This is a genomic window from Pseudomonas sp. UM16, assembly GCF_050312595.1.
In the GTDB taxonomy this organism is placed as follows: domain Bacteria; phylum Pseudomonadota; class Gammaproteobacteria; order Pseudomonadales; family Pseudomonadaceae; genus Aquipseudomonas.
Map to the genome: position 1 here is coordinate 38,421 of NZ_JBNPJT010000017.1, position 22,124 is coordinate 60,544.

The 22,124-nt window shown below is 59.3% G+C and carries 21 protein-coding genes; 12 read left to right on the forward strand and 9 right to left on the reverse strand.

The genetic code is table 11. The features are described from left to right. Positions 1-8: 8 nt before the first annotated feature. Complete coding sequence (gene fdnG / locus ACQRAX_RS19820; protein ID WP_412041036.1) at positions 9-3,059, reverse strand: formate dehydrogenase-N subunit alpha; 3,051 nt, start codon at positions 3,057-3,059, stop codon at positions 9-11. 457 nt (positions 3,060-3,516) lie between these two features. On the opposite strand from fdnG, the gene ACQRAX_RS19825 reads away from it, so the two are divergent. Next, a complete protein-coding gene (locus ACQRAX_RS19825; RefSeq protein WP_010227092.1) occupies positions 3,517-3,732 on the forward strand; it encodes a TOBE domain-containing protein in 216 nt (71 codons plus the stop codon). A 177-nt stretch (positions 3,733-3,909) separates the two neighbouring features. On the opposite strand, the gene ACQRAX_RS19830 is transcribed toward ACQRAX_RS19825, so the two are convergent. After that, a complete protein-coding gene (locus ACQRAX_RS19830; protein ID WP_412041035.1) occupies positions 3,910-5,331 on the reverse strand; it encodes a purine-cytosine permease family protein in 1,422 nt (473 codons plus the stop codon). 144 nt (positions 5,332-5,475) lie between these two features. Beyond that, positions 5,476-6,363 (reverse strand): LysR family transcriptional regulator, encoded by an 888-nt coding sequence (locus ACQRAX_RS19835; protein WP_412041034.1) that lies wholly within the window; start codon positions 6,361-6,363, stop codon positions 5,476-5,478. Between the two features lie 239 nt (positions 6,364-6,602). Here ACQRAX_RS19835 and moaB point away from each other — a divergent pair, with 239 nt between their 5' ends. From moaB to ACQRAX_RS19855, 4 genes are all read left to right on the forward strand, one after another. Next, positions 6,603-7,142 carry a molybdenum cofactor biosynthesis protein B gene (gene moaB, locus ACQRAX_RS19840; RefSeq protein ID WP_412041033.1) on the forward strand — a complete coding sequence of 180 codons (540 nt, stop codon included), beginning with the start codon at positions 6,603-6,605 and terminating at the stop codon, positions 7,140-7,142. Next, positions 7,124-7,339 (forward strand): hypothetical protein, encoded by a 216-nt coding sequence (locus tag ACQRAX_RS19845; RefSeq protein ID WP_412041032.1) that lies wholly within the window; start codon positions 7,124-7,126, stop codon positions 7,337-7,339. Before moaB ends, ACQRAX_RS19845 begins: the two co-directional genes overlap by 19 nt. 81 nt (positions 7,340-7,420) lie before the next feature. Further along, on the forward strand, positions 7,421-7,633 hold the full coding sequence (locus ACQRAX_RS19850) for a hypothetical protein (protein WP_427867753.1): 213 nt from the start codon (positions 7,421-7,423) through the stop codon (positions 7,631-7,633). Positions 7,634-7,772: 139 nt separating this feature from the next. Then, entirely contained in the window at positions 7,773-8,540 is a 768-nt protein-coding gene (locus ACQRAX_RS19855) for a hypothetical protein (RefSeq protein ID WP_412041030.1), read from the forward strand. 428 nt (positions 8,541-8,968) lie between these two features. Here ACQRAX_RS19855 and ACQRAX_RS19860 read toward each other — a convergent pair whose 3' ends face one another. Further along, a complete protein-coding gene (locus ACQRAX_RS19860) occupies positions 8,969-9,868 on the reverse strand; it encodes a bestrophin family protein (protein ID WP_412041029.1) in 900 nt (299 codons plus the stop codon). 26 nt (positions 9,869-9,894) lie between these two features. Beyond that, positions 9,895-10,899, reverse strand: coding sequence for a GTP 3',8-cyclase MoaA (moaA, locus tag ACQRAX_RS19865; RefSeq protein WP_412041028.1), 1,005 nt, complete (start codon positions 10,897-10,899; stop codon positions 9,895-9,897). Between the two features lie 414 nt (positions 10,900-11,313). Here moaA and ACQRAX_RS19870 point away from each other — a divergent pair, with 414 nt between their 5' ends. The 6 genes from ACQRAX_RS19870 to ACQRAX_RS19895 all read left to right on the forward strand — a co-directional run bounded on the left by ACQRAX_RS19870 (position 11,314) and on the right by ACQRAX_RS19895 (position 17,363). After that, entirely contained in the window at positions 11,314-13,638 is a 2,325-nt protein-coding gene (locus ACQRAX_RS19870; RefSeq protein ID WP_412041027.1) for an FdhF/YdeP family oxidoreductase, read from the forward strand. Between the two features lie 103 nt (positions 13,639-13,741). Then, entirely contained in the window at positions 13,742-15,133 is a 1,392-nt protein-coding gene (locus ACQRAX_RS19875; RefSeq protein WP_412041026.1) for a cytochrome ubiquinol oxidase subunit I, read from the forward strand. Between the two features lie 13 nt (positions 15,134-15,146). Then, positions 15,147-16,163 carry a cytochrome d ubiquinol oxidase subunit II gene (gene cydB, locus ACQRAX_RS19880; protein ID WP_412041025.1) on the forward strand — a complete coding sequence of 339 codons (1,017 nt, stop codon included), beginning with the start codon at positions 15,147-15,149 and terminating at the stop codon, positions 16,161-16,163. 83 nt (positions 16,164-16,246) lie between these two features. Next, positions 16,247-16,567 (forward strand): YbjQ family protein, encoded by a 321-nt coding sequence (locus ACQRAX_RS19885; protein ID WP_412041024.1) that lies wholly within the window; start codon positions 16,247-16,249, stop codon positions 16,565-16,567. A gap of 162 nt (positions 16,568-16,729) precedes the next feature. Next, positions 16,730-16,918 carry a hypothetical protein gene (locus ACQRAX_RS19890; RefSeq protein WP_045183145.1) on the forward strand — a complete coding sequence of 63 codons (189 nt, stop codon included), beginning with the start codon at positions 16,730-16,732 and terminating at the stop codon, positions 16,916-16,918. Positions 16,919-17,060: 142 nt separating this feature from the next. Beyond that, positions 17,061-17,363, forward strand: a complete 303-nt coding sequence (locus ACQRAX_RS19895; RefSeq protein ID WP_412041023.1) for a hypothetical protein — start codon at positions 17,061-17,063, stop codon at positions 17,361-17,363. On the opposite strand, the gene ACQRAX_RS19900 is transcribed toward ACQRAX_RS19895, so the two are convergent. Both ACQRAX_RS19900 and ACQRAX_RS19905 read right to left on the reverse strand, forming a co-directional pair. Beyond that, positions 17,354-17,776: a group II truncated hemoglobin gene (locus tag ACQRAX_RS19900; RefSeq protein ID WP_412041022.1), complete on the reverse strand. Its 423-nt coding sequence runs from the start codon at positions 17,774-17,776 to the stop codon at positions 17,354-17,356. The genes ACQRAX_RS19895 and ACQRAX_RS19900 overlap by 10 nt on opposite strands. A 99-nt stretch (positions 17,777-17,875) precedes the next feature. Further along, a complete protein-coding gene (locus tag ACQRAX_RS19905) occupies positions 17,876-18,208 on the reverse strand; it encodes a hypothetical protein (RefSeq protein ID WP_412041021.1) in 333 nt (110 codons plus the stop codon). Positions 18,209-18,568: 360 nt separating this feature from the next. Between ACQRAX_RS19905 and ACQRAX_RS19910 the strand changes: the two genes are divergently transcribed. Then, on the forward strand, positions 18,569-20,059 hold the full coding sequence (locus tag ACQRAX_RS19910; protein ID WP_412041020.1) for a DASS family sodium-coupled anion symporter: 1,491 nt from the start codon (positions 18,569-18,571) through the stop codon (positions 20,057-20,059). A gap of 126 nt (positions 20,060-20,185) precedes the next feature. Here the strand turns inward: ACQRAX_RS19910 and ACQRAX_RS19915 are convergent, their stop codons facing one another. Beyond that, the gene (locus tag ACQRAX_RS19915) at positions 20,186-20,734 is read right to left on the reverse strand and encodes a cupin domain-containing protein (protein WP_045183137.1); all 549 of its coding nucleotides are present in this window, start codon (positions 20,732-20,734) and stop codon (positions 20,186-20,188) included. A gap of 58 nt (positions 20,735-20,792) precedes the next feature. Then, positions 20,793-22,022 carry an MFS transporter gene (locus ACQRAX_RS19920; RefSeq protein WP_412041019.1) on the reverse strand — a complete coding sequence of 410 codons (1,230 nt, stop codon included), beginning with the start codon at positions 22,020-22,022 and terminating at the stop codon, positions 20,793-20,795. Positions 22,023-22,124: the final 102 nt, after the last annotated feature.

A 22,124-nucleotide genomic window follows, 5' to 3' on the forward strand; every position in this document is an offset into this window, starting at 1 on the left:
TTTCGCCCTCAGACCTTTTCAATGTTCACGAGAAACGCCTTGTACTCCGGCGTTTGGGTGTTGGAGTCGCCGACGCCTGGGGTCAGGGTGTTGGCCAGAAAGCCCTTGCGGGTTGCGCCTTCATAACCCCAGTGGCAAGGAATGCCGATGGTGTCGACAGCCTGGCCATCGACGGCCAGGCGGCGGATGCGCTTGGTCACCACGGCCTTGGCTTTGATGTAGCCGCGCTGGGTGCTGACCTTGACCGTGTCGCCTTGCACGATGCCCTTGTCATGGGCGAGCTTTTCGCCGATCTCGATGAACTGTTCAGGCTGGATGATGGCGTTCAGGCGTGCGTGTTTGGTCCAGTGACGGAACAACTCGGTGATCGAGTAAGTGGTCGCCACGTAAGGGAAGTCTTCACGCTTGCCCATGCGCTTACGGTCGCTTTCATACACGCGTGCGGTGGGGCTATAGGTGACCTTCGGGTGCAGCGGATTGTTCGCCAGCGGGCTTTCGGTCGGTTCGTAGTGTTCGGGGAACGGGCCATCGTTCAGCGCGCCAACAGAGAACAACCGACCCAGGCCTTCCGGCAGCATGATGAACGGATTGACCTTGCTGCCTGGTGCGGCAGTGACGGCGAAGTCGGGCACGTCGACGCCACTCCAGCGTTGGCCATCCCAGCCGATCAGCTTGCGTTTCGGGTCCCACGGGTTGCCCTGGGGGTCGGCCGAGGCGCGGTTGTAAAGAATGCGTCGGTTCTGTGGCCAGGCCCAGGCCCAACCCGGGGTGCAGCCCAGGCCACTGTCGGCGTTGTCGCGACGGGCCATCTGGTTGCCTTGTTCGGTCCAGGAACCGGCGAAAATCCAGTTGAAGCACTGGGTTGTGCCGTCATCGCGCAGTTGCGAGAAATCGCTGAGCAACTGGCCCTTGTGCAGGATCAGGTTGCCTTGCTCGTCATGCAGGTCAGCCAGGGCGCGGCCGTTGGATTCCTTGGCCACTTCCTCGGGCTTGGGGTCATACGGGTCGACGTAATCCCAGTTCATGTTGAGGATCGGTGCCGGGTTGGCACCGCCTTCTTGCTCATACAGTTCACGGATTTTCATGAACAGATGGCCGAGGATCTTGCCGTCGTGCCAGGCCTCGCCGGGCGGCGCAGCACCGGCCCAGTGCCACTGCAACCAGCGCCCGGAGTTGACGATCGAGCCGTCTTCTTCGGCAAAGCAGGAGGAGGGCAGGCGGAACACTTCAGTCTGGATCGCCGCAGTGTCGACGTCGTGCTGTTCGCCGTGGTTCTGCCAGAAGCTTGATGTTTCGGTGGCCAGCGGGTCGATGATTACCAGGAATTTGAGTTTGGCCAGCGCCGCCTGGGCTTTGTTCTTGTCCGGGAAGGCCGCCACCGGGTTGAAGCCCTGGGCGATGTAGCCGTTGACCTTGCCCTCAAACATGCGGTTGCTGTAGTTGAGCACGTCGTAGCTGTCGTCCCATTTGGGCAGCCAGTCGAAACCCCAATCGTTATCCTTGGTCGCCTTGTCGCCCCACAGGCTTTTCATCAGGCTGATAAAGAATTTCGGCGTGTGTTTGTAGTAGTTGACCTGATCTTCGAGCAACGCTGTCGGTGTGGTCTGCTTGAGGTAGGTGTCCAGCGTGGATTGCTCATCCGACGGCAGGTTCATGTACCCCGGCAGGCGCAGCGACAGCAGGCCCAGGTCGGTGTAGCCCTGGATGTTGGAGTGGCCGCGCAGGGCGTTGACGCCGCCACCGGCCATGCCGATGTTGCCCAGCAACAGCTGGATCATCCCGGAGCCGCGGATCATTTGCGCACCATTGGTGTGGTGGGTCCAGCCCAGGGCGTAGAGGAAGGTCGCCGTGCGGTCCGGCACGCAGGTGCTGGCGAGGATCGCGCAAATCTGCAGGAAGTCATCCTTGGGCGTGCCACAGATGTTGTTGACTACTTCCGGGGTGTAGCGGCTGACGTGGGCTTTGAGCAGGTTCCACACGCAGCGCGGGTGGCTCAGAGTCAGGTCACGCTTGGCGTAGCCTTTGGCGTCCAGCTCATAGGTCCAGGAGCTGCGGTCGTAGCTGCGCTTGCTTTGGTCGTAGCCGCTGAACAGGCCGTCGTCGAAGCGGTAGTCCTCGCGCACGATCAGGCTGGCGTTGGTGTAGTGGCGCACGTACTCGTGCTGAACCTTGTCATGGCTGATCAGGTAGTTGACCACGCCCATCAGGAAGGTCACGTCGGAGCCGGCGCGGATCGGCGAGTAGATATCGGCCACCGCAGCACTACGGTTAAAGCGTGGATCGACGACGATGACCTTGGCACCGTTGCGAATCTTCGCTTCGATCACCCACTTGAAGCCCACCGGGTGTGCCTCGGCGGGGTTACCGCCCATGATCAGCACGACGTTGGCGTTCTTGATGTCGACCCAGTTGTTGGTCATCGCACCACGGCCAAAGGTCGGCGCCAAGGCCGAAACCGTGGGCGCGTGGCAGACGCGGGCCTGGCTGTCGGTACCGAGAATCCCCAGGGCGCGGGTGAAGCGTTGGTCAAGCGAGCCGGTTTCGCTGCTGGCTGCTGAGGAGCAGAGCATGCCGGTACTCAGCCAGCGGTTAACCGTGGTGCCTTTGGCGTTCTTTTCGATGAAGTTGGCATCGCGGTCGTCCTTCATCAGCCGGGCAATGCGCTCGATGGCGTGGTCCCAGCTGATGCGCTGCCATTTGTCTGAACCGGGCGCACGGTATTCGGGGAACAGCAGTCGTTGTTCGCTGTGCACGTAGTCCACCAGGCCAGCGCCTTTGGGGCACAGCGAGCCGCGGCTGACTGGATGATCCGGATCGCCCTCGATATGGAAGATCCGCGCTTTGGCGTTCTTGGCGCCGTCACCGAGGCTGTACATGAGAATCCCGCAGCCCACCGAGCAGTAGGTGCAGTTGTTGCGGGTTTCTTTGGCGCGCAACAACTTGTACTGACGCGACTGCGTGGCCTGGGCCATGCCGGGGGCAAAACCCAGGGTCGCACAGGTGGCGGTGGCGACACCGGCGGTGCAGAGCTTGAAGAACTGGCGGCGGCCAAGTCCCATGAGTATCTCCTTATTTTTACGGCGGCCTGTTTCTGACGGCTGCACAAAGCTGCGGGCATAGGCATGCCCGGCAACAAGGCGTCGCAAGCGCAGTTGGCTGGGGTGAGATCACGATTGGTTGCAGGCCCTGTCTAGCGCAAGGCTCCGAATACGCGGATGAACGGTAGTGTATTCCCGTATGGAATGTAGGACTAATCAAGGGTGTCGATGGTGCTATCGAGCGGGTCTATCGTGGCCAATTCATGCGTGGCAAAGCCTTGTCATGCGTGCGAGATGTGAGGGGCCGTAGCGCGGTGCATTAGACCAAAGTTGTAGGTAGGGTGGGGGCGTCGCGTGAACACATATTGCAGTTGGTTATATAAATGTGAATAATTATTCTTTTTTGTTTTTTCTGTAGGCGTGCATTCTGTCCCTCAAGCACTGCGCGGCAGTGCACTCCGGAACGAGGAAGCAGCGCATGACCATCAAGGCGATCAACGTCCGCAATCAGTTCAAGGGCACGGTCAAGGAGATCATCGAAGGACCAGTGGTATCGGAAATCGATGTGCAGACTTCGGCGGGTATCGTCACCTCGGTGATCACCACCCGTTCGGTACACGAGCTGGAGTTGCGGGTGGGCAGTGAAGTGATTGCCTTCGTCAAATCCACCGAGGTATCGATCGCCAAGCTATGAAGGGTGGCGCAATAGGAGGTTCGCCATGTACGGCGAGCATCGTATTGAGGGTAGCTTCTGGCAGGTTAAGGTTGGCGCTGGCCGATTGCCTGACCAGCATGAAAATATGTCGTTATAGGGTGGGGCGCCGAACGGTCGTTGCCCACCGCTACGGCAGTGGGCAACTCAGGGGTTGGCTCAGGAACTGGCTGCTTCGGGCAAGATCATTCGCGCTGGTGCTTGCCCGGCCTTACCTCGGGCGACCAGGTAATACAGCACGCTCGGTACCACCAGGCCAATGATCCACGACACGTCGACCCCGCCCAGGTGGGCAACCATTGGTCCGGTGTAGAGCTTGGTGGAAATGAACGGCATCTGCACCAGTACGCCGAGGGTGTAGACCATGATGCCGGGCTTGTTCCAACGTCCGTAACGGCCATTGGGGTCGGACAGCGCCGGTACGTCATAGCGTTCCTTGGTGATGAAGTAGTAGTCCACCAGGTTGACCGCGCTCCAGGGCACGAAGAAGGTCAGCAGGAACAGGATGAACGATTTGAACGCGGCCAGAAACGAGTGCTGACCGAGCAGCGCTATCAGGGTCGAGGCACCGACGATGGCCAGCACAAACAACAGGCGCTGACGGCGGCTGACTTCAATATGCCCGCGAAAGCCACTGATGATGGTGGCAATGCACATGAAGCTGCCGTAGGAATTGAGGGTGGAGATGGTCACCTTGCCGAAGGCGATGCTGAAGTACAGCAGCGCGGCGGTGGCGCCTGTCCCGCCCAGACCGACGATATAGGCTACCTCGCGCCCGGAGAACTGGCCGTTGGCGATGGCGGCGGCAAATACGCCGAGTACCATCGACGCCTGAGAGCCAACCACCGAGCCCAGGCCCGCGGCAAGGAAGGTCTTGAACGATGAGGTGTTGCTTGGCAGGTAGCGTGAGTAGTCCGCCACATAGGGCCCGAAGGAGATCTGCCAGGAGGCCGACAATGACACTGCAAGCAGGAACGAGGCCCAGGTGAAGTGACGGTTTTCCAGGAGTTGGCCAATGTCGCTGATGACCATGATGCGGCTGAACAGATAGACGAAGGCGATGATCCCCAAGACGCTGGCGATGCGGCCAATCCAGTGAATCATGCGGTAGCCGAACACCGTCGCCAGTACGATCACGGCGGCGAAGATCAGGATCCCGGCGCTGTCACTGACATCGAGCAACTGGCCGATGGCCTGGCCCGACAGTACCGTGCCTGTGGCGGTGAAGCCCAGGTACATCAGGCACACCAGGGCAATCGGGATCGCCGCGCCATAGACGCCGAATTGCACCCGGCTGGAGATCATCTGTGGCAGGCCCAGTTTGGGCCCTTGGGCGGCATGCAGGGCCATGACCGCGCCGCCGACCAACTGGCCGATCAGCAAGCCGATCAACGACCAGAACACATCGCCACCGAGCACCACGGCCAGGGCCCCGGTAACGATCGCGGTGATCTGCAGGTTGGCACCCAACCACAAGGTGAACTGACTGTAGAGGCGTCCGTGTCGTTCGTTTTCCGGAATGTAGTCAATCGAGCGGCGCTCGATCAGGGGCTTGCTGCGCGGGGCGCTGACCTGGGACATTGCTCGGAATCTCCGCATGTTTTTGTTGTTGGGCGGTCGAGTCATCGCGCAGCGCAAGGCCGGCGACGCCAGCAGATATGAGCATGTACATACAACTACAGTCAAGTGAATGTATCTGAGTGTTGCGAGCTGTCTGAATGTTCTTTAGAGAGCTTCGAGCAGGGCTTTGACTTCGGCGAAACACTTTTCCGCGAGGGCCGAACGCGGCTCGCTGCGACGCAGCAGCAGGCCAATCGGCGCGTGCACGCTGGCGCTGGCAATCGGTACGATGCTGATGTGTTCGCTCAATTCGTCCAGCCCGCAGTTGAGCGGCATGATCGCGCAACAGATGCCGGCACAGATCGCCTGAATCAGTTGGTAGGTGGAGTCGCTTTCCAGCACCGGTTGAGGATGCAGGCCGCGGCTTCTGAAACTCAAGTCGACCGACTGGCGGTAGTGCATGCCCTCGGACAGCATGCCCAAGGGCAGGTCGCTAATGGCCTCCCAGGGCAGCTCGATCTGGTCAAAGTGGTAGTGGCGAGTGTCATACAGCAACCCCATGCTGGTGGCACCCAGTTCGATGACCTCGAAGAAACTGGTGTTGATCTGGTCCAGGTAGCAGATGCCCAGGTCGAGCTGGTTGCGGCTCAAGCCATCGATGACTTGCTCCGAGCTCAACGACGAAAGCTGGAAATGCAGCTCCGGATAGCGCTGGGCCAGGGGGGTGAGGAAACTCATCGGGTTGATGCTCGACAGTGGCACCATCCCCAAGCGCAGATTGCCGACGATTTGCCCGCGGCAACTGGCTGCTTCGGCTTGTAGGCCATCGTAGGCGGCCAATAAGGTTCGGGCCCAGGCCAGGATACGCTCACCGGCTTCGGTGAAGCCTTCGAAGCGTTGGCCGCGGGTGACCAGCACCAGGTCCAGTTCATCTTCCAGGTTGCGCAGACGCATGGACAGGGTCGGTTGGGTGATGTGACACAGTGCAGCCGCCTGGCCAAAGTGTCTGGTCTTATCCAGGGCGATGAGAAACTTCAGTTGCTTGATGTCCATGGTGCGGCCTGGCAAGGAATGTGGAATTGAGCATAGCGCGGTTGCGCAACCCTACTGCCAGACGCCATAGACGTCCAATGGGCCGTGTTGACTGTGTGATAGCTACGGTCGATGAAGTGAGGCGTTGGGGCGTGTGCCAATAGAGGAAGTCGATAGGGTGTTGTGAACTATCGATTGGACGGTGTTTCTATTAGTCACTAGTTTTCCCGACGATTATTCTTCGTTGGTGAGGCTATGACATGAGTGTGAAATTGGATGCGGCTTTTGTACCGATCAACATTGCCGTACTGACCGTCAGCGACACGCGATCCTTCCAGACCGATACCTCCGGTGAGCTGCTTGCGACCCGCTCGGTAGAAATGGGTCATCGTCTGGTGGCGCGCGAGTTGCTCAAGGACGATGTCTACAAGATTCGTGCTCAGGTGGCGACCTGGATTGCCGATGAGCAGGTGCAAGTTGTACTGGTTACCGGCGGTACCGGCTTTACTGCCAGAGACAGTACACCCGAGGCGGTGGCCTGCTTGCTGGACAAACATATTGATGGCTTCGGCGAGTTGTTCCGGGCGTTGTCGATCCTCGATATTGGCACCTCCACCGTACAAACCCGCGCTTTGGCGGGGCTCGCCAATGGCACCCTGGTGTGTTGCCTGCCGGGTTCGACCGGCGCCTGTCGCACGGCATGGGAAGGCATCCTGGCCGAGCAGCTCGATGCCCGCCATCGCCCGTGTAACTTTGTCGCCCATCTCAAGCCTGGCAATCTGTGCGCGTCGCGCCAATGAAGGCCGGTGCGCTGATCTCGGTCGATCAGGCCCTCGAACAACTGATTCTGCTCGCGGCACAGGCGCCGATTACCGCCGTTGAGGAGGTCCCTCTGGCCGACGCGGATGGTCGGGTACTGGCCCGTGACGTGCAAGCGCGTATCGATCCGCCCCTTGATCGAACAGTAGTGCTATGGATGGCTATGCCTTCAACCTGAACGATGTCGTGAGCGGCCCTTTGTCAGTGTCGTAGACAGTGTTTGCCAGCCGTTACGACTGCCGCCTGCCAGTGGCTTCAATTGGCCCAAGGCCGGAACGCGTCAGTCAGGAGTCAGGAGTACCTGCGGGTGAGCATCGAGCAGGGGCGCGCGGTGCTGCAACCGGCTCAGAGTTCGGGCGCGCGGCTCAGTGCAACCTGGTCTGATGGCTTTCTGGAACTGCCGGTGGATACGGATTTTGAGTCGGACGATCTGCTTGACTTCATCCCTTTCACCAGTTCGGTGGCTGTGTAACAGCAGAGACAAACCACCTATTTTGATTATGCAACTGGTATTTTTGTCAGTGGTGCCCTCCGCCAAAATTACGCTAGGTTATGTACGTGAAAAGCTGCCGGGCGGCAACTTTCTATCGACGGAACGAGAGGGAAGTCTCATGGGATACTTGCGTAAGAATAGCTTCTTGATTTTTAGCGATCCGGACGCTCCAGCAGAGGACGAGACGCTTGAACGGCAGAAAATGGTGGAGATTGAAGCCGCGCATGAAGTGGCCAAGAAGGGACGTATGGAAGACCTGATTCGGAGTTATCGGAACCTAGACACAGAGCCTCGCTTGCGTGAGATCGTCCAAAATGTCCAGGAGGCTGGTACAGACGAGGAAGCCCTCAAGAAGTATATTCGCACTACCTTCAGATCCACGAATGAGATGAATTGGCGCACCTTCGCTTGGGCGGCGCACGAGATTGTGATTTCCAAGGCTTCGACCCCCCGCCGCTATGTCCCTCATCGCGCCGGTACGCACACCGTGCGGTTCAGAGGTGACGGTTACCTAGCTATCAATCTTCAGTCCGACGGCACTTCCTGGTCGGAGGATACGAAAAATTTCCAGCTGGACGGCTCCACGCACCCATCCTTGTGGGTCAAGGTTGTCGACGGTTGGTCCGAAGATGGTAACTGGGGCGGCTACCTTCAGATCACCTGTGTCACCGATAAGGACAAGTACATCGATTCCAGTAGCGGCTGGGCCAAACCGGTCGCTTCCAGAGAGGATAAGGTCACGTTCTACGACATGGGCAACTACTACGAGATCTGGCAGGGGGACCGGGAAACGGGTCGGCCTTTGACAGTGCAGGACGAGTGCCTGCGGTTCACCAAGGGGGCAATCCCAGGTAAATGGAACATCCAGGACTCAACCTGGGATTGAACGAGTTGGATTGCCTGTCATAGCACAAATGGTTATCGGGTCGACAGCCTTCTGCTATGCAGGCAATTTTGCGGGCGATAGCGTTGGGGCTGGGGCACTTGGGACGTGAGTTTATCCGGTTGAGGTGTGGGCTGGATAACCAGCTTCTTGGCGTCCGTTACCTGGGGGCAGACCCAGCAAACCGCTTGCTCCTGTATACGATCCAGCGCTCCGGCACTTTCCGAGGCCACACGGCCACGAATTGCTTCGCAAAGTCTCCGCCTCGCGCCTTCGGCTACTGCCGAAGGTGCTGCGCTGCGCCACTATGTCTCCAGTTTATACACCAATACAAAGGGACTCGCCGTAAGGGTTGAAGGGGGCGGCAGCGTCGCCACATCGACACGATAAACCCCTCGGTTTTGAACACCCCAACCCATCTTCCCCAGCCTTCAACTCAACACAAAGTCCACCGGCTGCAAAGGCGGGGGCAGCTCAGTGTGACCGGTCGCGGAGAGTATTTCCCGCTCAATCGTCCTGACCATGGCGTCGGTCGGCAGGTCATTTTCTTCGCGCCCAAACGGGTCTTCCAGTTCATCACTGATGGCATCCAGGCCGAAGAAGGTGTAGCTGACAATGGCGGTGAAGATCGGCGCCAGCCAGCCCAGCGGCTGGGCCATGGCGAAGGGCAGCAGGACGCAGAAGATGTAGATCGTTCGATGCAGCAATAAGGTGTAGGGGAAGGGCAAGGGTGTGCTCTTGATGCGTTCGCACACAGCCTGCGCTTCGGATAAGCCGCGCAGGCGTTGTTCCAGCGTCACATAGCGCCACTCGCTGATGATGTTGTCTTCGGCCAGGCGCGAACAGACTCTGCCGGTGTCTTGCAAGATCCCGTCACTGACGTTGTGGGCAGCAAGGCCTGCCACCCCGGGTAGCCATTTGCGTGCTGCTTGTTGCTCATCTTCGCCGCGCAGTCTGGCATTCAGCGCATGGGCATAGCCACACAGCGCCAACAGCAGGCTTTCGCGCAGTTTCGGATCAGCGATCACGCAGCTCTCGCGGATAAACGAACGTATTTCGATGATCACCTGGCCCCAGGCTTTACGGCCTTCCCACCATCGCTCATAGCAGGCGTTGTTGCGAAAGCTCATGAAGATCGACAGTGATAGACCGAGCAGGGTGAAGGGCGTGGCATTGACCCGGGAAAACAGGGTTGGGTGCAGGTTCTCGATCAGCACAATCAATGAAGCCAGCAGGGTGACCATGATGCAGCGCCGGGCGATGCGTTTGGCAATAGAGCCTTTGAGGGTAATCAGGATATTGAGCAGATTGGGTTTGGGGTGAACGATCATGGGAGGCTCATTTGCGAAAGTAGCGGCTAGCCGCCAGTCATGTTCATGAAGCGCAGTATCTGCACATCGCCGTTGATATCGAAGTGGTGGCGGTAGGGCTTGAGGGTCATGGCATCGCGAATGGCCTTGTCCAGGCGTGCGGTGTCGCCAGGGTGGGCGCGCAAGACCTGCTTGAGGTCGCTGGCGTGCTCGTTGCCCAGGCACAGCAACAAGCGACCCTCGACCGTCAGACGCACGCGATTGCAGGTGCCGCAAAAGTTATGACTGTGAGGCGAGATGAAGCCGATGCGGATCTGCGGTGCTTCGGTCAGGCGCCAGTAACGAGAAGGACCTTGAGTGGATTCGGCCGATTCGATCAAGGTGAATTGTTCAGCGATGCGCGCACGCACCTCGTCACTTGAACAGTAGGACTCACTGCGCTGGTGCTCACTGATCACGCCCAGAGGCATCTCTTCGATGAAAGAAATATCCAGTTCACGGTCGATGGCAAAGCGCACCAGATCGTTTATCTCGCCGTCGTTACGGCCCTTGAGCACCACGCAATTGAGTTTGGTACGACGAAAGCCGGCGGCACGTGCCGCGTCGATGCCGGCTATCACCTGCTGCAGGTCGCCTGTACGCGTGAGCGCCTTGAAGCGTTCAGGGTCGAGACTGTCGAGGCTGATGTTCAGGCGCGACAGGCCAGCTTCGAACAAGGGTTTGGCCAGGCGCCCGAGTTGCGAGCCATTGCTGGTCATGCACAGCTCGCGCAAACCCGGCAAGGCCGCAATGCGTGCGCATAACTCGACAATGCCGCTGCGCACCAGTGGCTCGCCACCGGTCAGACGGATCTTGCGGGTGCCCATGGCCACGAAGCGCTCGGCGACCTGGTACAGCTCTTCCAGCGTCAAGATGCGTTGGCGCGGCAAAAACTGCATCTCTTCGGCCATGCAATAAACACAACGAAAGTCGCAGCGATCAGTCACCGACATCCGCAGATAATCAATCTTTCGATTAAAACCATCGACCAGAATTTGGTTGCTTGCATTCACGATGGCATTACCTCGTTTAATCGAATATCGGTTGTTGCGGTGAATGCACTTTAAGCAATGTGTCAACTAAAAGTGCTGCGTTGTATCGAGCATAGGGAGGCGCCGAGGTGACGTCAAATTGCTTTTAGTGACCATGTGATAAGTGCTGTCTATCGGCGCTGTAGGTCACGGATTTTGTGGGGTTTGGCCGTGATAGAGGGTTTTGATCGGTCTGTCATTACTTTCGATTGGACGCACGCGAACGGGCCCAATAGTCTGTAAGTGTGAAATAAATAGAAAGCCAGTGGGCATTCGCCTAACGGCTATTCGAACGGCGCCAGTTAATTGTTTTGCGCGGATTTATCCGTGTCGCAATATGGCCTGCGCTTGCCTGGAGATTAATAAATCTCTGCGTGCACATCGAGGAATACCGTGATGAGTCAAGACGAACACATCAAAAACTATAATGCCCCGGCCGCCGGTTGGGGGGCGTTGAAAAGCGTGACCAAGAGCTGGCTGGGCAGTGAGAATGCTTTCAAGAATCTGCGGGTGATGCTCAAGACCAACCAGAATGGCGGCTTCGATTGCCCGGGTTGTGCCTGGGGCGAATCTCCTGAAGATGGCATGGTCAAGTTCTGTGAAAACGGTGCCAAGGCGGTCAACTGGGAGTCCACGGGGCGTTCGGTCGACCCGGCGTTTTTCGCCCGTTACAGTGTCAGTGCACTGGCCGATCAGACCGATTACTGGCTTGAGTATCAAGGGCGCCTGACGCATCCGATGCGCTATGACGCCGCCACCGATCACTACGTCGAAACCTCGTGGGAAGAGGCGTTTGCCCTGGTTGCACGTCACCTCAACGGGCTTGACTCGCCGCACCAGGCCGAGTTCTACACCTCTGGTCGAGCCAGCAATGAGGCGGCGTTTCTTTATCAGCTGTTTGTGCGCAAGTTTGGCACCAACAACTTTCCCGACTGCTCGAACATGTGTCATGAGGCCAGTGGAGTAGGGATGGGCGAAACCCTGGGCGTAGGCAAGGGCACGGTGGTGTTCCATGACCTGGAGGAGGCTGACGCGATTTTCGTCATTGGCCAGAACCCCGGCACCAACCACCCACGCATGCTCGAACCGCTGCGTGAGGCGGTAAAGCGTGGCGCCCAGGTGGTCTGCTTCAACCCGCTCAAGGAGCGCGGCCTGGAACGCTTCCAGCATCCGCAACATCCGTTCGAAATGCTCAGCAATGGTTCCGAACCGACCAATACCGCGTATTTCCGGCCCGCCTTGGGTGGCGATATGGCGGTGATGCGCGGCATTGCCAAATTCCTCCTCACCTGGGAGCGCGAAGCCCAGGCCAAGGGCGAGCCAGCGGTTTTCGATCATGCCTTTATTGCCGAGCATACCTCGGGCCTGGACGCCTACCTGGCGCAAGTTGATGCCACCCCCTGGGCGCACATCGTTGAACAATCTGGCTTGAGTCTGGCTGAGTTGGAGCTGGCCGCACGCATGTACCGGCGGGCCGAGCGGGTGGTTATGTGCTGGGCCATGGGCGTTACCCAGCACCGTCACTCGGTGCCGACAGTGCAAGAAATCATCAACCTGCAATTGCTGCGCGGCAACGTCGGCAAGCCGGGGGCCGGACTGTCGCCGGTACGGGGTCACAGTAACGTGCAGGGTGACCGCACCATGGGTATCGACGAGCAACCACCCGCGTGGCTGCTGGATGCACTGGAACAGCGTTTCAAGTTTCAGGTCCCGCGCCTGCATGGCCACAACGCCGTATTGGCGATTCAGGCGATGGAGGCCAAACGCGCCAAAGTGTTTATCGCCCTGGGTGGCAACTTCGCCCAGGCCACGCCTGACAGCCCGCGTACTCATGATGCATTGCGCAATTGCGACCTGACGGTGCACATCGCGACCAAGCTCAACCGTTCGCACCTGGTCACCGGGCGTGATGCCTTGATCCTGCCGTGCCTGGGGCGTACCGAGATCGACATGCAGGCCGAAGGGCCACAAGGCGTCACCGTGGAAGACACCTTCAGCATGGTGCATATCTCCTACGGCCAACTCAAACCGCGCTCGCCGCTGCTGCGCTCTGAACCTTCGATTATCGCCGGCATTGCCAAGGCAACCCTGGGTGACCAGCCGATCGACTGGGAATGGACAGTGGCCGATTACAGTCGTATTCGCGACCTGATCGCTGACACCCTTCCAGGTTTCGAAGATTTCAATGCCCGTCTGCAGCATCCCGGCGGCTTTCATCTGAGCAACCCCGCAGCGGCGCGGCAATGGCACACCGCCACGGGCAAGGCCCAATTCACCCCCAGTCTGTTGCCGCAACAGCTGGTCAATGAAGCGGTATTGGCGCGTGGCGACACGCCTGATCTGGTCCTGCAGACCTTGCGTTCCCATGACCAGTACAACACCACCTTGTATGGTCTGGACGACCGTTACCGGGGTGTGTTTGGGCTGCGCGAAGTGATCTTTGCCAATGAGCAGGACATCCGCCGCCTGGGCTTCGAGCCTGGCGAAAAGGTCGATCTGGTATCGCTCTGGGAGGATGACCGCGAGCGTCGTGTCAGCGGCTTTACCCTGGTGGCGTATGACATTCCCAGTGGCCAGGCTGCGGCGTACTACCCCGAGACCAATCCACTGGTGCCGCTGGAAAGTTACGGCGACCGGACCTTCACCCCGACCTCGAAATTCATCGCCATCAAGCTTGAGAAAGCGCGGGGCAACAACCGCATTCCATCGGCGGCTGTTTAACCCTTTCGCTACCTCCTCTTATTGACTTGGAGTACTGGCCGCCGGCGGCAGCCCCTATGGTTGCTGCTCCTGGGCGTGCCAGTGCGTCTCTAAGGATTTGCTCATGACTTCTCTGGGTGCATTGGACCTGGCGCGGATTCAATTCGCGTTCACGGTCTCGTTCCATATTATTTTCCCGGCCATCACCATCGGCCTGGCCAGTTTTCTGGCCGTGCTTGAAGGCTGCTGGCTGAAGACCAACAACCGGGTCTACAAAGACCTTTATCACTTCTGGTCGAAGATCTTTGCGGTCAACTTCGGTATGGGCGTGGTCTCGGGCCTGGTCATGGCCTATGAGTTCGGCACCAACTGGGCACGCTTCTCCGACTTTGCCGGCAGTGTCACCGGCCCCTTGCTGACCTATGAGGTGCTCACTGCGTTCTTCCTCGAAGCCGGCTTCCTCGGGGTGATGCTGTTTGGCTGGGACCGGGTAGGGCGGCGCCTGCATTTGTTTGCCACGGTGATGGTGGCTATCGGCACGCTGATCTCGATGTTCTGGATCCTGTCGTCCAACAGCTGGATGCAAACGCCGCAAGGGGTTGAAATCATTGATGGCCGGGTGGCACCGGTGGACTGGTTCAAGATCGTTTTCAACCCCTCGTTCCCCTACCGTCTGATGCACATGGCGCTGGCCGCTTTTCTGTCCACTGCGTTCTTCGTCGGCGCCTCGGCGGCCTGGCACCTGTTGCGCGGCAATGACTCGCCGCCGATCAGGAAGATGCTGTCCATGGCCATGTGGATGATCCTGATTGCCACACCGGTGCAGATCGTCGTCGGTGACGCCCATGGCCTGAATACCCTTGAACATCAACCGGCGAAAATCGCCGCCATCGAAGGGCATTGGGAAAACACCCCGGGTGAGCCGTCACCGTTGGTGTTGTTCGGCCTGCCGGACATGGACGCCGAGACCACCCATTACGCCATCGAAGTGCCGTACCTGGGCAGCTTGATCCTCACTCACAGCCTGGACAAGCAGATCCCGGCGCTGAAGAGCTTTGCCAAGCAAGACCGACCTAACGCCACCCTCATTTTCTGGAGCTTCCGGGTCATGGCCGGGCTGGGTATGTTGATGCTCGGCTGCGCACTGCTGGCGCTGCTGTTGCGGCGCAAGGGCGCGCTGTATCGCAACAAGGTGTTCCTGTGGTTCGCCTTGCTGATGGGGCCATCCGGTCTGATTGCGTTGCTGGCCGGTTGGTTCACCACCGAAGTCGGCCGTCAGCCCTGGGTGGTCTACGGCATGTTGCGCACCACCGAAGCGGCATCCAACCACAGCGCCACGCAGATGAGTGTGACCCTCGCGCTGTTCGTGGTTATTTACTTCTCGGTGTTTACCGTCGGAATCGGCTACATGATGCGTCTGGTGCGCAAAGGGCCAACGGCATTGGCCAGCCATGACGCCGCACACCCAGACAACCTGCTTGCAACTTCCCGCAGACCGCTGTCTGCCGCCGACTGAGAGGGATTGGAACATGGCAATTCAAGGTATCGACCTGTCGATCATCTGGGGTGTCATCATCGCCTTCGGCCTGATGATGTACGTGATTATGGATGGCTTTGACCTGGGCCTGGGGATCCTCTTCCCGCTGATTTCAGACGCTCGCGAACGCGATGTAATGATGAACACCGTGGCGCCGGTCTGGGACGGTAACGAGACGTGGGCGGTGCTCGGCGCTGCAGCATTGTATGGGGCATTTCCGCTGGCTTACGCGGTCATCCTCGAAGCCTTGTACCTGCCACTGGTGCTGGTGCTGGCTGGGCTGATCTTCCGAGGGGTGGCGTTCGAGTTTCGCTTCAAGGCGGATGCGCACAAACGCCATTGGTGGGACAAGGCATTTATTGGTGGCTCGATTCTGGCGACCTTCTTTCAGGGGGTGGCGATCGGCGCCTACATCAGCGGCATCCCGGTGGTCGACCGTCAGTTTGCCGGCAGTGCACTGGACTGGTTGGCGCCGTTCCCGCTGTTCTGTGGTGTGGGCCTGATCCTGACCTATGCGCTGTTGGGCAGCACCTGGTTGTTGATCAAGACCGAGGGCATGCTGGAGTCGCGCATGCGTCACTACAGCCGTCCGCTGGTCTACCTGCTGGCGCTGGTCATCGCGATCATCTGTGCCTGGACGGTGTACCTGCATGAAGACATTGGCCGACGCTGGTTCGGCGCCGGTCACGGGCTTGGTGTTGCGCTTATCGCCTTGTTGGCATTGGCAGCGGTAGTAGTGATTCAGAAGACCTTGCGCCGACGCCATTCGCATTTGCCCTTCGTGGCAGTCGTTGCCCTGGTGTTCCTCGGTTATTTGGGTTTGGCAATCAGCATCTGGCCGAACATCGTGCCACCCGGCATCAGCCTTTGGCAGGCGGCGTCGCCTGCGTCGAGTCAGTTGTTTGCCTTGATCGGGGCGTTGTTCATCATTCCGATCATTCTGGTGTACACCTTCTGGAGCTACCACGTGTTCCGCGGCAAGGTGAAGGTGGGAGATGCCTATCACTGAGGGTAACGCCAGACTTTGCTACCATTGGCGTTTTTCGCCGCCGCTGATTGCGGTGGCGTTTGGCAATGGGCTAGGAGAGCAAGATGATTATCACCACCACAGGCACTGTCGAAGGTCGGCAAATCGCCGCGTACCTGGATGTGGTCAGCGCCGAGTCGGTTCAGGGCATCAATGTGGTGCGCGACGTGTTCGCAAGCTTTCGCGATTTTTTCGGCGGACGCTCGCAGACCCTGGAAAGTGCCTTGAAAGAAGCACGTGAACAGGCCACCGCTGAAATCAAGGCGCGCGCCCGTAGCCTGCAGGCCGATGCTGTTGTTGGCCTGGATTACGAGATCAGCATGCCGTCGGCTCGGGGTGGGATGGTCGTGGTGTTTGTGACCGGTACGGCGGTCAAACTCCGTTAACCCTGCAGGTGCGACAAAATAGCCCGGCCACTGGTCGGGCTTTTTGTTTTTTGCCTGCATGGTCCGTAAATGACCGGCTAGTCTCAGAATCACTTGGGTCGGTACTCTTTTGGGCAATCATCTGCTTGCCGGTACCGCTCCTCTGTCAGCAGGAGGCAAGGCATGAGTGAGTTCTATATCGAGGACAACGGCGACGAGTTCCCCATCAACAGCCAGGTGCGCTGCGGTCAGGCGGCCTTCCGTCTGGGCTTTGCCCATATGACCCAGGACGACGCAGACCAGGCCAAACCGTGTCACCTGCAGCGCACCAAGAAGGGCCGATTCATGCCCAGGGTTCCTGTGAAAAAGTGAACCGGTTCACATCCCCCCGCCGATTGTCGCGGGGTTTTTTCTGCATTGTTTGACCTTGCTCAACGGTTGGGGCATAGGCGCTCGCTTGCGCCGCGCTTGTATGCCTTACTTGTCCGGCTGCTATCAATACAGGGGGTAACCGATGCGTATCAGGGAAGAAACATACTGGAAGTGGGCTGACGTGCACCTGCACAGCCGCTGCCATGACGAACTGCTCAGTGACGGCACCAGCATCGATGTTCAGGTCAGGTTATCGCGCACCGGCGCCACGCAATTGTTCCTCGGCGTGTATGCCAGTCATGGCAAGGCGATGGTGGAGGAGTATTACGATCACCGCCCCGGCGAAACCATGACACGGGCCATGGTCTGGGGTGTAGACCGCGCCAGGGCACTGCTCACTGGCGACTTCCCCATAGATCAGACGCCAATGCGGCGTCAGGCCTGAGAGTGACGGTTGCGGCTGGCCTGGACAATGCGCTGGGCCGGCACGCGCAACTGACGTAGCAGGTACTCGGCAAATTCTGCGCAGTAGCCCTGCAAGGCAATAGCCTGCGCCATGCAACTCAACCAGATTTCGCTGTGGGAGTCATCGATTGGCCAACGGGCATGGAACGCCGGAATGGCGATCGAGCCATAGCGTTCACCGTACAGGGCCGGGCCGCCGAGCCAGCCGCTCAGAAAACAGGCCAGTTTGTCTCGCGAGTTGTCGAGGTTGTCCGGGTGCATCTGGCGCACCGGGCGGGCGCCGGGAGTCTGGTCCATCAACCGGTAGAAATCATCCACCAGCCGACGCAGGCCATCGATGCCGCCTGCGGCCTGGTAGGAGGCATCGCCGGTACCGAATGCGCGACTGTTCATGGCCAGGGCTCCTGAGCAAAAGCGGGTATTGTAGCCAGATGCCGCAACAATGAAAAAAGCCCAGTGCTTGCGCACCGGGCTTTGTTGTAGCAGCCGTTCTCAGCAGAGGCGGTCGATCACCGCGACGCCTGGATTGTTTTGCAGCGACGCCCACTCATGTTGCAGGGTCTGCAGAACACGACCGACGTACTGGGTGTCGGCGGCGGCTTTCTTGCCGACGTAGCCTTGCCCACGGCGGTACATCTTCAACCGGGCGCGCATGTTCGGCGTGCGTTGCTCGAACTGCGCTTCATCGGTCAGTGTCCCCAGGCTGTCCAGGCGTACTTCACCCGATTGGCAAACCCAGAGAATGTGGCTGTCGAGTGTGTCTTTGCGCGCAGCGAACAGCTGGGCCAGTTCGTCAACAGTCGGTTGATTGTTCAGATTCATCATAAAGCCCCCTAGATCATTTAGTTGAGTTCAAACTCGGCGCACGTCATGTAGCGTTGAAAGAAAGCTGCTACAGCAGCGTCACAACTGGGGGCTTTTACCCGCTGCCTTTTGGGCAGTACCCATCCGCATACAGCTCATGGATCCTTCGAGCTGCCTGGAACACCCTTGCCAGTGTCCCCGATCGGGGAGACGGCCTCATGATGCAAGGGGCGACGAATGGCGTCAATAGCTTTTGTAGTGATTTTTTTGAGTCACTACATCTTGTCCGACAATACTTGTTTCGTCGCTGTTGATGCGTATCAGTTCGCATCGCTTGAAAGTGGCCGAAGATGACCATTCATGTATTGCAGGGAGATTCTCATGAGTTCGTCGGCTAGCGCACCGGGTGCGCAATCCAGTCGGGTCAAGGTTCCGATCGGTTTATTGCTTGGGATTGCTGCGCTGATCGGCGTGTTGTTGTTACCGTTGCCAGCTGACTTGCCGGTGGCCGGGCAACGGGTGCTGGCGATCCTGGCCTTTGCCGTCGTGGTGTGGATCAGCGAGGCGGTGTCGTACGAAGCCAGTGCGATCATGATCACTTCGCTGATGGCCTTTCTGCTCGGTACGGCACCGACTGTGGCCGACCCGTCCGTGACCTACGGTTCCTCGGCGGCGATCAGCCTGGCCCTGACCGGGTTCTCCAACAGCGCCCTGGCGCTGGTGGTTGGGGCCTTGTTCATAGCTGCTGCGATGACCCACACCGGACTGGATCGGCGTATTGCCTTGGTAACGCTTTCCAGTGTCGGTGTCAGCACCCGGCGTATTTTGCTCGGTGCGGTAGCGGTGACCATTCTGCTCAGTCTGGTGGTTCCCAGTGCCACTGCCCGCAGTGCCTGCGTGGTGCCGATCATGATGGGGGTGATTGCTGCCTTTGGCGTCGACAAGCGCTCCAACATCGCTGCCGGTATCATGATTATCGTTGCCCAGGGCACCAGTATCTGGAACATCGGTATCCAGACCGCGGCAGCGCAGAACCTGCTGACCGTGGGCTTTATGGACAAGATGCTGGGAGCCCGGGTGTCATGGATCGACTGGTTGATCGCAGGCGCGCCGTGGGCGGTGATTATGTCCGCCGTGCTGATATTCATTGTCCTCAAGCTGTTACCACCTGAGAGTGACAGCATCCCCGGTGGTAAGGCGGCGGTGAGCAAGAACCTGGCTGAGTTGGGACCGATGAGCGGGGCGCAGAAACGGCTACTTACTGTGTCGGTACTGTTGCTGCTGGCGTGGGCCACAGAGGGCAAACTGCACCCTTTCGATACCACCTCGACCACCTATGCGGGGCTGGTGATTCTGTTGTTGCCACGGGTTGGGGTGATGACCTGGAAAGATGTGCAGGCGCGGATTCCCTGGGGCACGGTAATTGTCTTCGGCGTTGGGATCAGTCTGGGCACAACCTTGCTGACCACGCAGGCCGGGCAGTGGCTGGGAGCGCAGGTAGTCGCCAACACCGGGCTGGATCAGTTGGGCACCTTGGGGGTGTTTTCGATCCTGGCAGCGTTTTTGATTCTCATCCATCTGGGCTTTGCCAGTGCGACAGCACTGACCTCGGCGTTGCTGCCGATCCTGATCGCGGTGCTGCAGACTTTACCAGGGGACTTCAGCCGCCTGGGGATGACCATGGCGTTGGGCTTTGTCGTCAGCTATGGCTTTATTTTGCCGATCAACGCGCCGCAGAACATGGTGTGCCTGGGGACGGAGACGTTCAGCGCTAAGCAGTTCGCCCGGGTGGGGATTCTGGTGACAGTGATTGGCTATCTGCTGATGCTGGTGTTTGCCGCCACCTGGTGGCACTGGTTGGGCTGGATGTAGGAACGTGTGGGTGCTGGTTTTGCCAGCGGTGCAGGCACTGCGCAGTCGGCAAACAGTGTCGATCTCATCGCCAGCAAGGCTGGCTCCCACAACCGCCAAGCGGTCGCAGGAGTTTAGACACGATGATCAGAAGTTCGCGGGGGTGTTGGCGCTGATGATTTCTGCTTCGTCCTGGCCGATATTCTTAAAACTATGGGGCAGGGTGGTGGGGAAGTAGTAGCCGTCACCTGAGTTGAGGACGCTGACCTGGCCATCCACGCGCAATTCGATGGTGCCACGGGTCACCAGGCCGCACTCTTCGCCTTCGGAGTGAACAATCGGTTCGTCTCCGGAATCGGCGCCGGGTGCGTACAGTTCGCGCAGCATGCGCATTTGCCGGCCTTCAACGCTGGCACCCACCAGCAGCATACGCAGACCGCTGTTGCCCAAGTCGGGTTGTTCGGTGGAGCGGAACACGAAGCGCTCTTCGCGTGGCGGCTCGTCGAAGCTGAAGAACTCCGCCAAGGACATGGGGATGCCTTCGAGCAGTTTTTTCAGGGAACTGACCGAGGGGCTGACGCGATTCTGCTCGATCTGGGAGATCGTCGAGTTTGTCAGCCCGCTGCGACGGGCCAGCTCCCGCTGGGAGAGTTTGTTGCGTTCACGCACCAGTTTGAGTCGTGTCCCCGTGTCCATAGCCGCCTTATATATCGAAAATTTTTTGGCGGAGCATTAAAGCACATTCCGTGATGCTTTAGCGGTCCGCCTGTAGGGACGCGTGACGCGGGTGCGGCCACAGCCCAACCAGCAGCAACAGTACGGCGACGATCAGGTATGGCAGGCGTGGCTCGGCGGCGTAGATCAGGGTTCCGGCCAAAGGGCCAATGACCACGCCCAGGCCTTGTGCGGCGCCAATGGAGCCGGCGGTGGCGCCTTGTTCGGCGGCGTCCATGGCGTTGGCGGCCAATGCCGAAAAGGCCGGAAATACCCAGCCCATGCCACATGCCGAAACAAAGAAGCTGGCCCACAACAGCGGCGCACTGAGGGCAAAGGCGGCAGCGGCAAAACCGAGGGCTGAAAGGCAGGCGCCGAAGCGGATCATGCGCAGCGGCGGCCATTGCAACCTGCGTACCAGTACCTGCGCCAGGATCAGTGCCACGCCGACCATGGTCAGGGCGATACCGGCAGTTTGGGCGGCGTCCGCTGGGTTCATGTGCAAACGGTCCAGAGCGAAGAAGCCTACCGTGATCTGCGCCACTGAAACGCCGAGCATGGCCACGAAGGCCACCATCAGCGGCCGGCGCAAGCGTGGGTCGGTCAAGCGTACCGGGCGGGGTGGTTGCTTGAGGTGCAGTTCCTGACGTTTGAGTTTACGCAGCAGTACCACGAACGCGAGCATCGGCAATAGCGCCATCGCGTAGAACGGCAGGCTCAAGCTGTGACGCGCCAGCAATGCTGCCAGGGCCGGGCCAAGCACCAGGCCAACGGCGTTGGCGGCCCCGAGCGAGGCCAGGGTGCGGGCGCGGTGCTGCGGCGCGACATTATCGGCAATCAACGCCGCACCGCCCACTGGCAGGGCGGCGTAGAAGGCACCGATCAAGCCACGTCCGATCACCAGGCCGATGAACGCCAAGGTGGCGCTGGGCAACAGCTGTAGGGCGCTATCGATGAACAGACACAACGCCCAGTACGCCAGCGTAAAACCTGCGGTGCCAAGTAACAGTACCCGGCGCCGTCCCAAGCGATCACTAGCCTGGCCCCAGGGGCGTGCCAGCAGCATCCAGACCACCCCGGCAACCGTCACGGCCGCCCCAGCCTGCCAAGTGGCCAGGCCGAGAGTGCGGGCAATCGGCCCAATCAGCGACACAAAAGCCATCATCGCCATGGTGCAAGCCATGTTGGCGATCAGCAGCGGGCGCAAGTCGAAGCTGGCCTCGTCAGTGTGACTCGGGAAGGGTTGGACGGGGTCCTGTGCGCTATTCATGGCTATCCAAGGCTCTGCAGTTAAGCCCGGTATTGTGCCGCAGGCTGAACAAGATAGCGGGCAAAGAATGCGCAATTACGTTCTTTTAGCTCATATCGACCA

Excerpts from the sequence above, each read along its gene's own strand:
- ACQRAX_RS19895 (WP_412041023.1), top strand. The coding sequence starts at position 17,061 with ATGCGTATCAGGGAAGAAACATACTGGAAGTGGGCTGACGTGCACCTG.
- ACQRAX_RS19920 (WP_412041019.1), bottom strand. The coding sequence starts at position 22,022 with ATGAATAGCGCACAGGACCCCGTCCAACCCTTCCCGAGTCACACTGAC.
- ACQRAX_RS19835 (WP_412041034.1), bottom strand. The coding sequence starts at position 6,363 with ATGGACATCAAGCAACTGAAGTTTCTCATCGCCCTGGATAAGACCAGA.
- ACQRAX_RS19870 (WP_412041027.1), top strand. The coding sequence starts at position 11,314 with ATGAGTCAAGACGAACACATCAAAAACTATAATGCCCCGGCCGCCGGT.
- ACQRAX_RS19860 (WP_412041029.1), bottom strand. The coding sequence starts at position 9,868 with ATGATCGTTCACCCCAAACCCAATCTGCTCAATATCCTGATTACCCTC.
- ACQRAX_RS19885 (WP_412041024.1), top strand. The coding sequence starts at position 16,247 with ATGATTATCACCACCACAGGCACTGTCGAAGGTCGGCAAATCGCCGCG.
- moaB (WP_412041033.1), top strand. The coding sequence starts at position 6,603 with ATGAGTGTGAAATTGGATGCGGCTTTTGTACCGATCAACATTGCCGTA.
- ACQRAX_RS19830 (WP_412041035.1), bottom strand. The coding sequence starts at position 5,331 with ATGTCCCAGGTCAGCGCCCCGCGCAGCAAGCCCCTGATCGAGCGCCGC.
- fdnG (WP_412041036.1), bottom strand. The coding sequence starts at position 3,059 with ATGGGACTTGGCCGCCGCCAGTTCTTCAAGCTCTGCACCGCCGGTGTC.
- ACQRAX_RS19905 (WP_412041021.1), bottom strand. The coding sequence starts at position 18,208 with ATGATGAATCTGAACAATCAACCGACTGTTGACGAACTGGCCCAGCTG.
- ACQRAX_RS19910 (WP_412041020.1), top strand. The coding sequence starts at position 18,569 with ATGAGTTCGTCGGCTAGCGCACCGGGTGCGCAATCCAGTCGGGTCAAG.
- ACQRAX_RS19900 (WP_412041022.1), bottom strand. The coding sequence starts at position 17,776 with ATGAACAGTCGCGCATTCGGTACCGGCGATGCCTCCTACCAGGCCGCA.
- ACQRAX_RS19855 (WP_412041030.1), top strand. The coding sequence starts at position 7,773 with ATGGGATACTTGCGTAAGAATAGCTTCTTGATTTTTAGCGATCCGGAC.
- cydB (WP_412041025.1), top strand. The coding sequence starts at position 15,147 with ATGGCAATTCAAGGTATCGACCTGTCGATCATCTGGGGTGTCATCATC.
- ACQRAX_RS19875 (WP_412041026.1), top strand. The coding sequence starts at position 13,742 with ATGACTTCTCTGGGTGCATTGGACCTGGCGCGGATTCAATTCGCGTTC.
- ACQRAX_RS19825 (WP_010227092.1), top strand. The coding sequence starts at position 3,517 with ATGACCATCAAGGCGATCAACGTCCGCAATCAGTTCAAGGGCACGGTC.
- ACQRAX_RS19890 (WP_045183145.1), top strand. The coding sequence starts at position 16,730 with ATGAGTGAGTTCTATATCGAGGACAACGGCGACGAGTTCCCCATCAAC.
- ACQRAX_RS19915 (WP_045183137.1), bottom strand. The coding sequence starts at position 20,734 with ATGGACACGGGGACACGACTCAAACTGGTGCGTGAACGCAACAAACTC.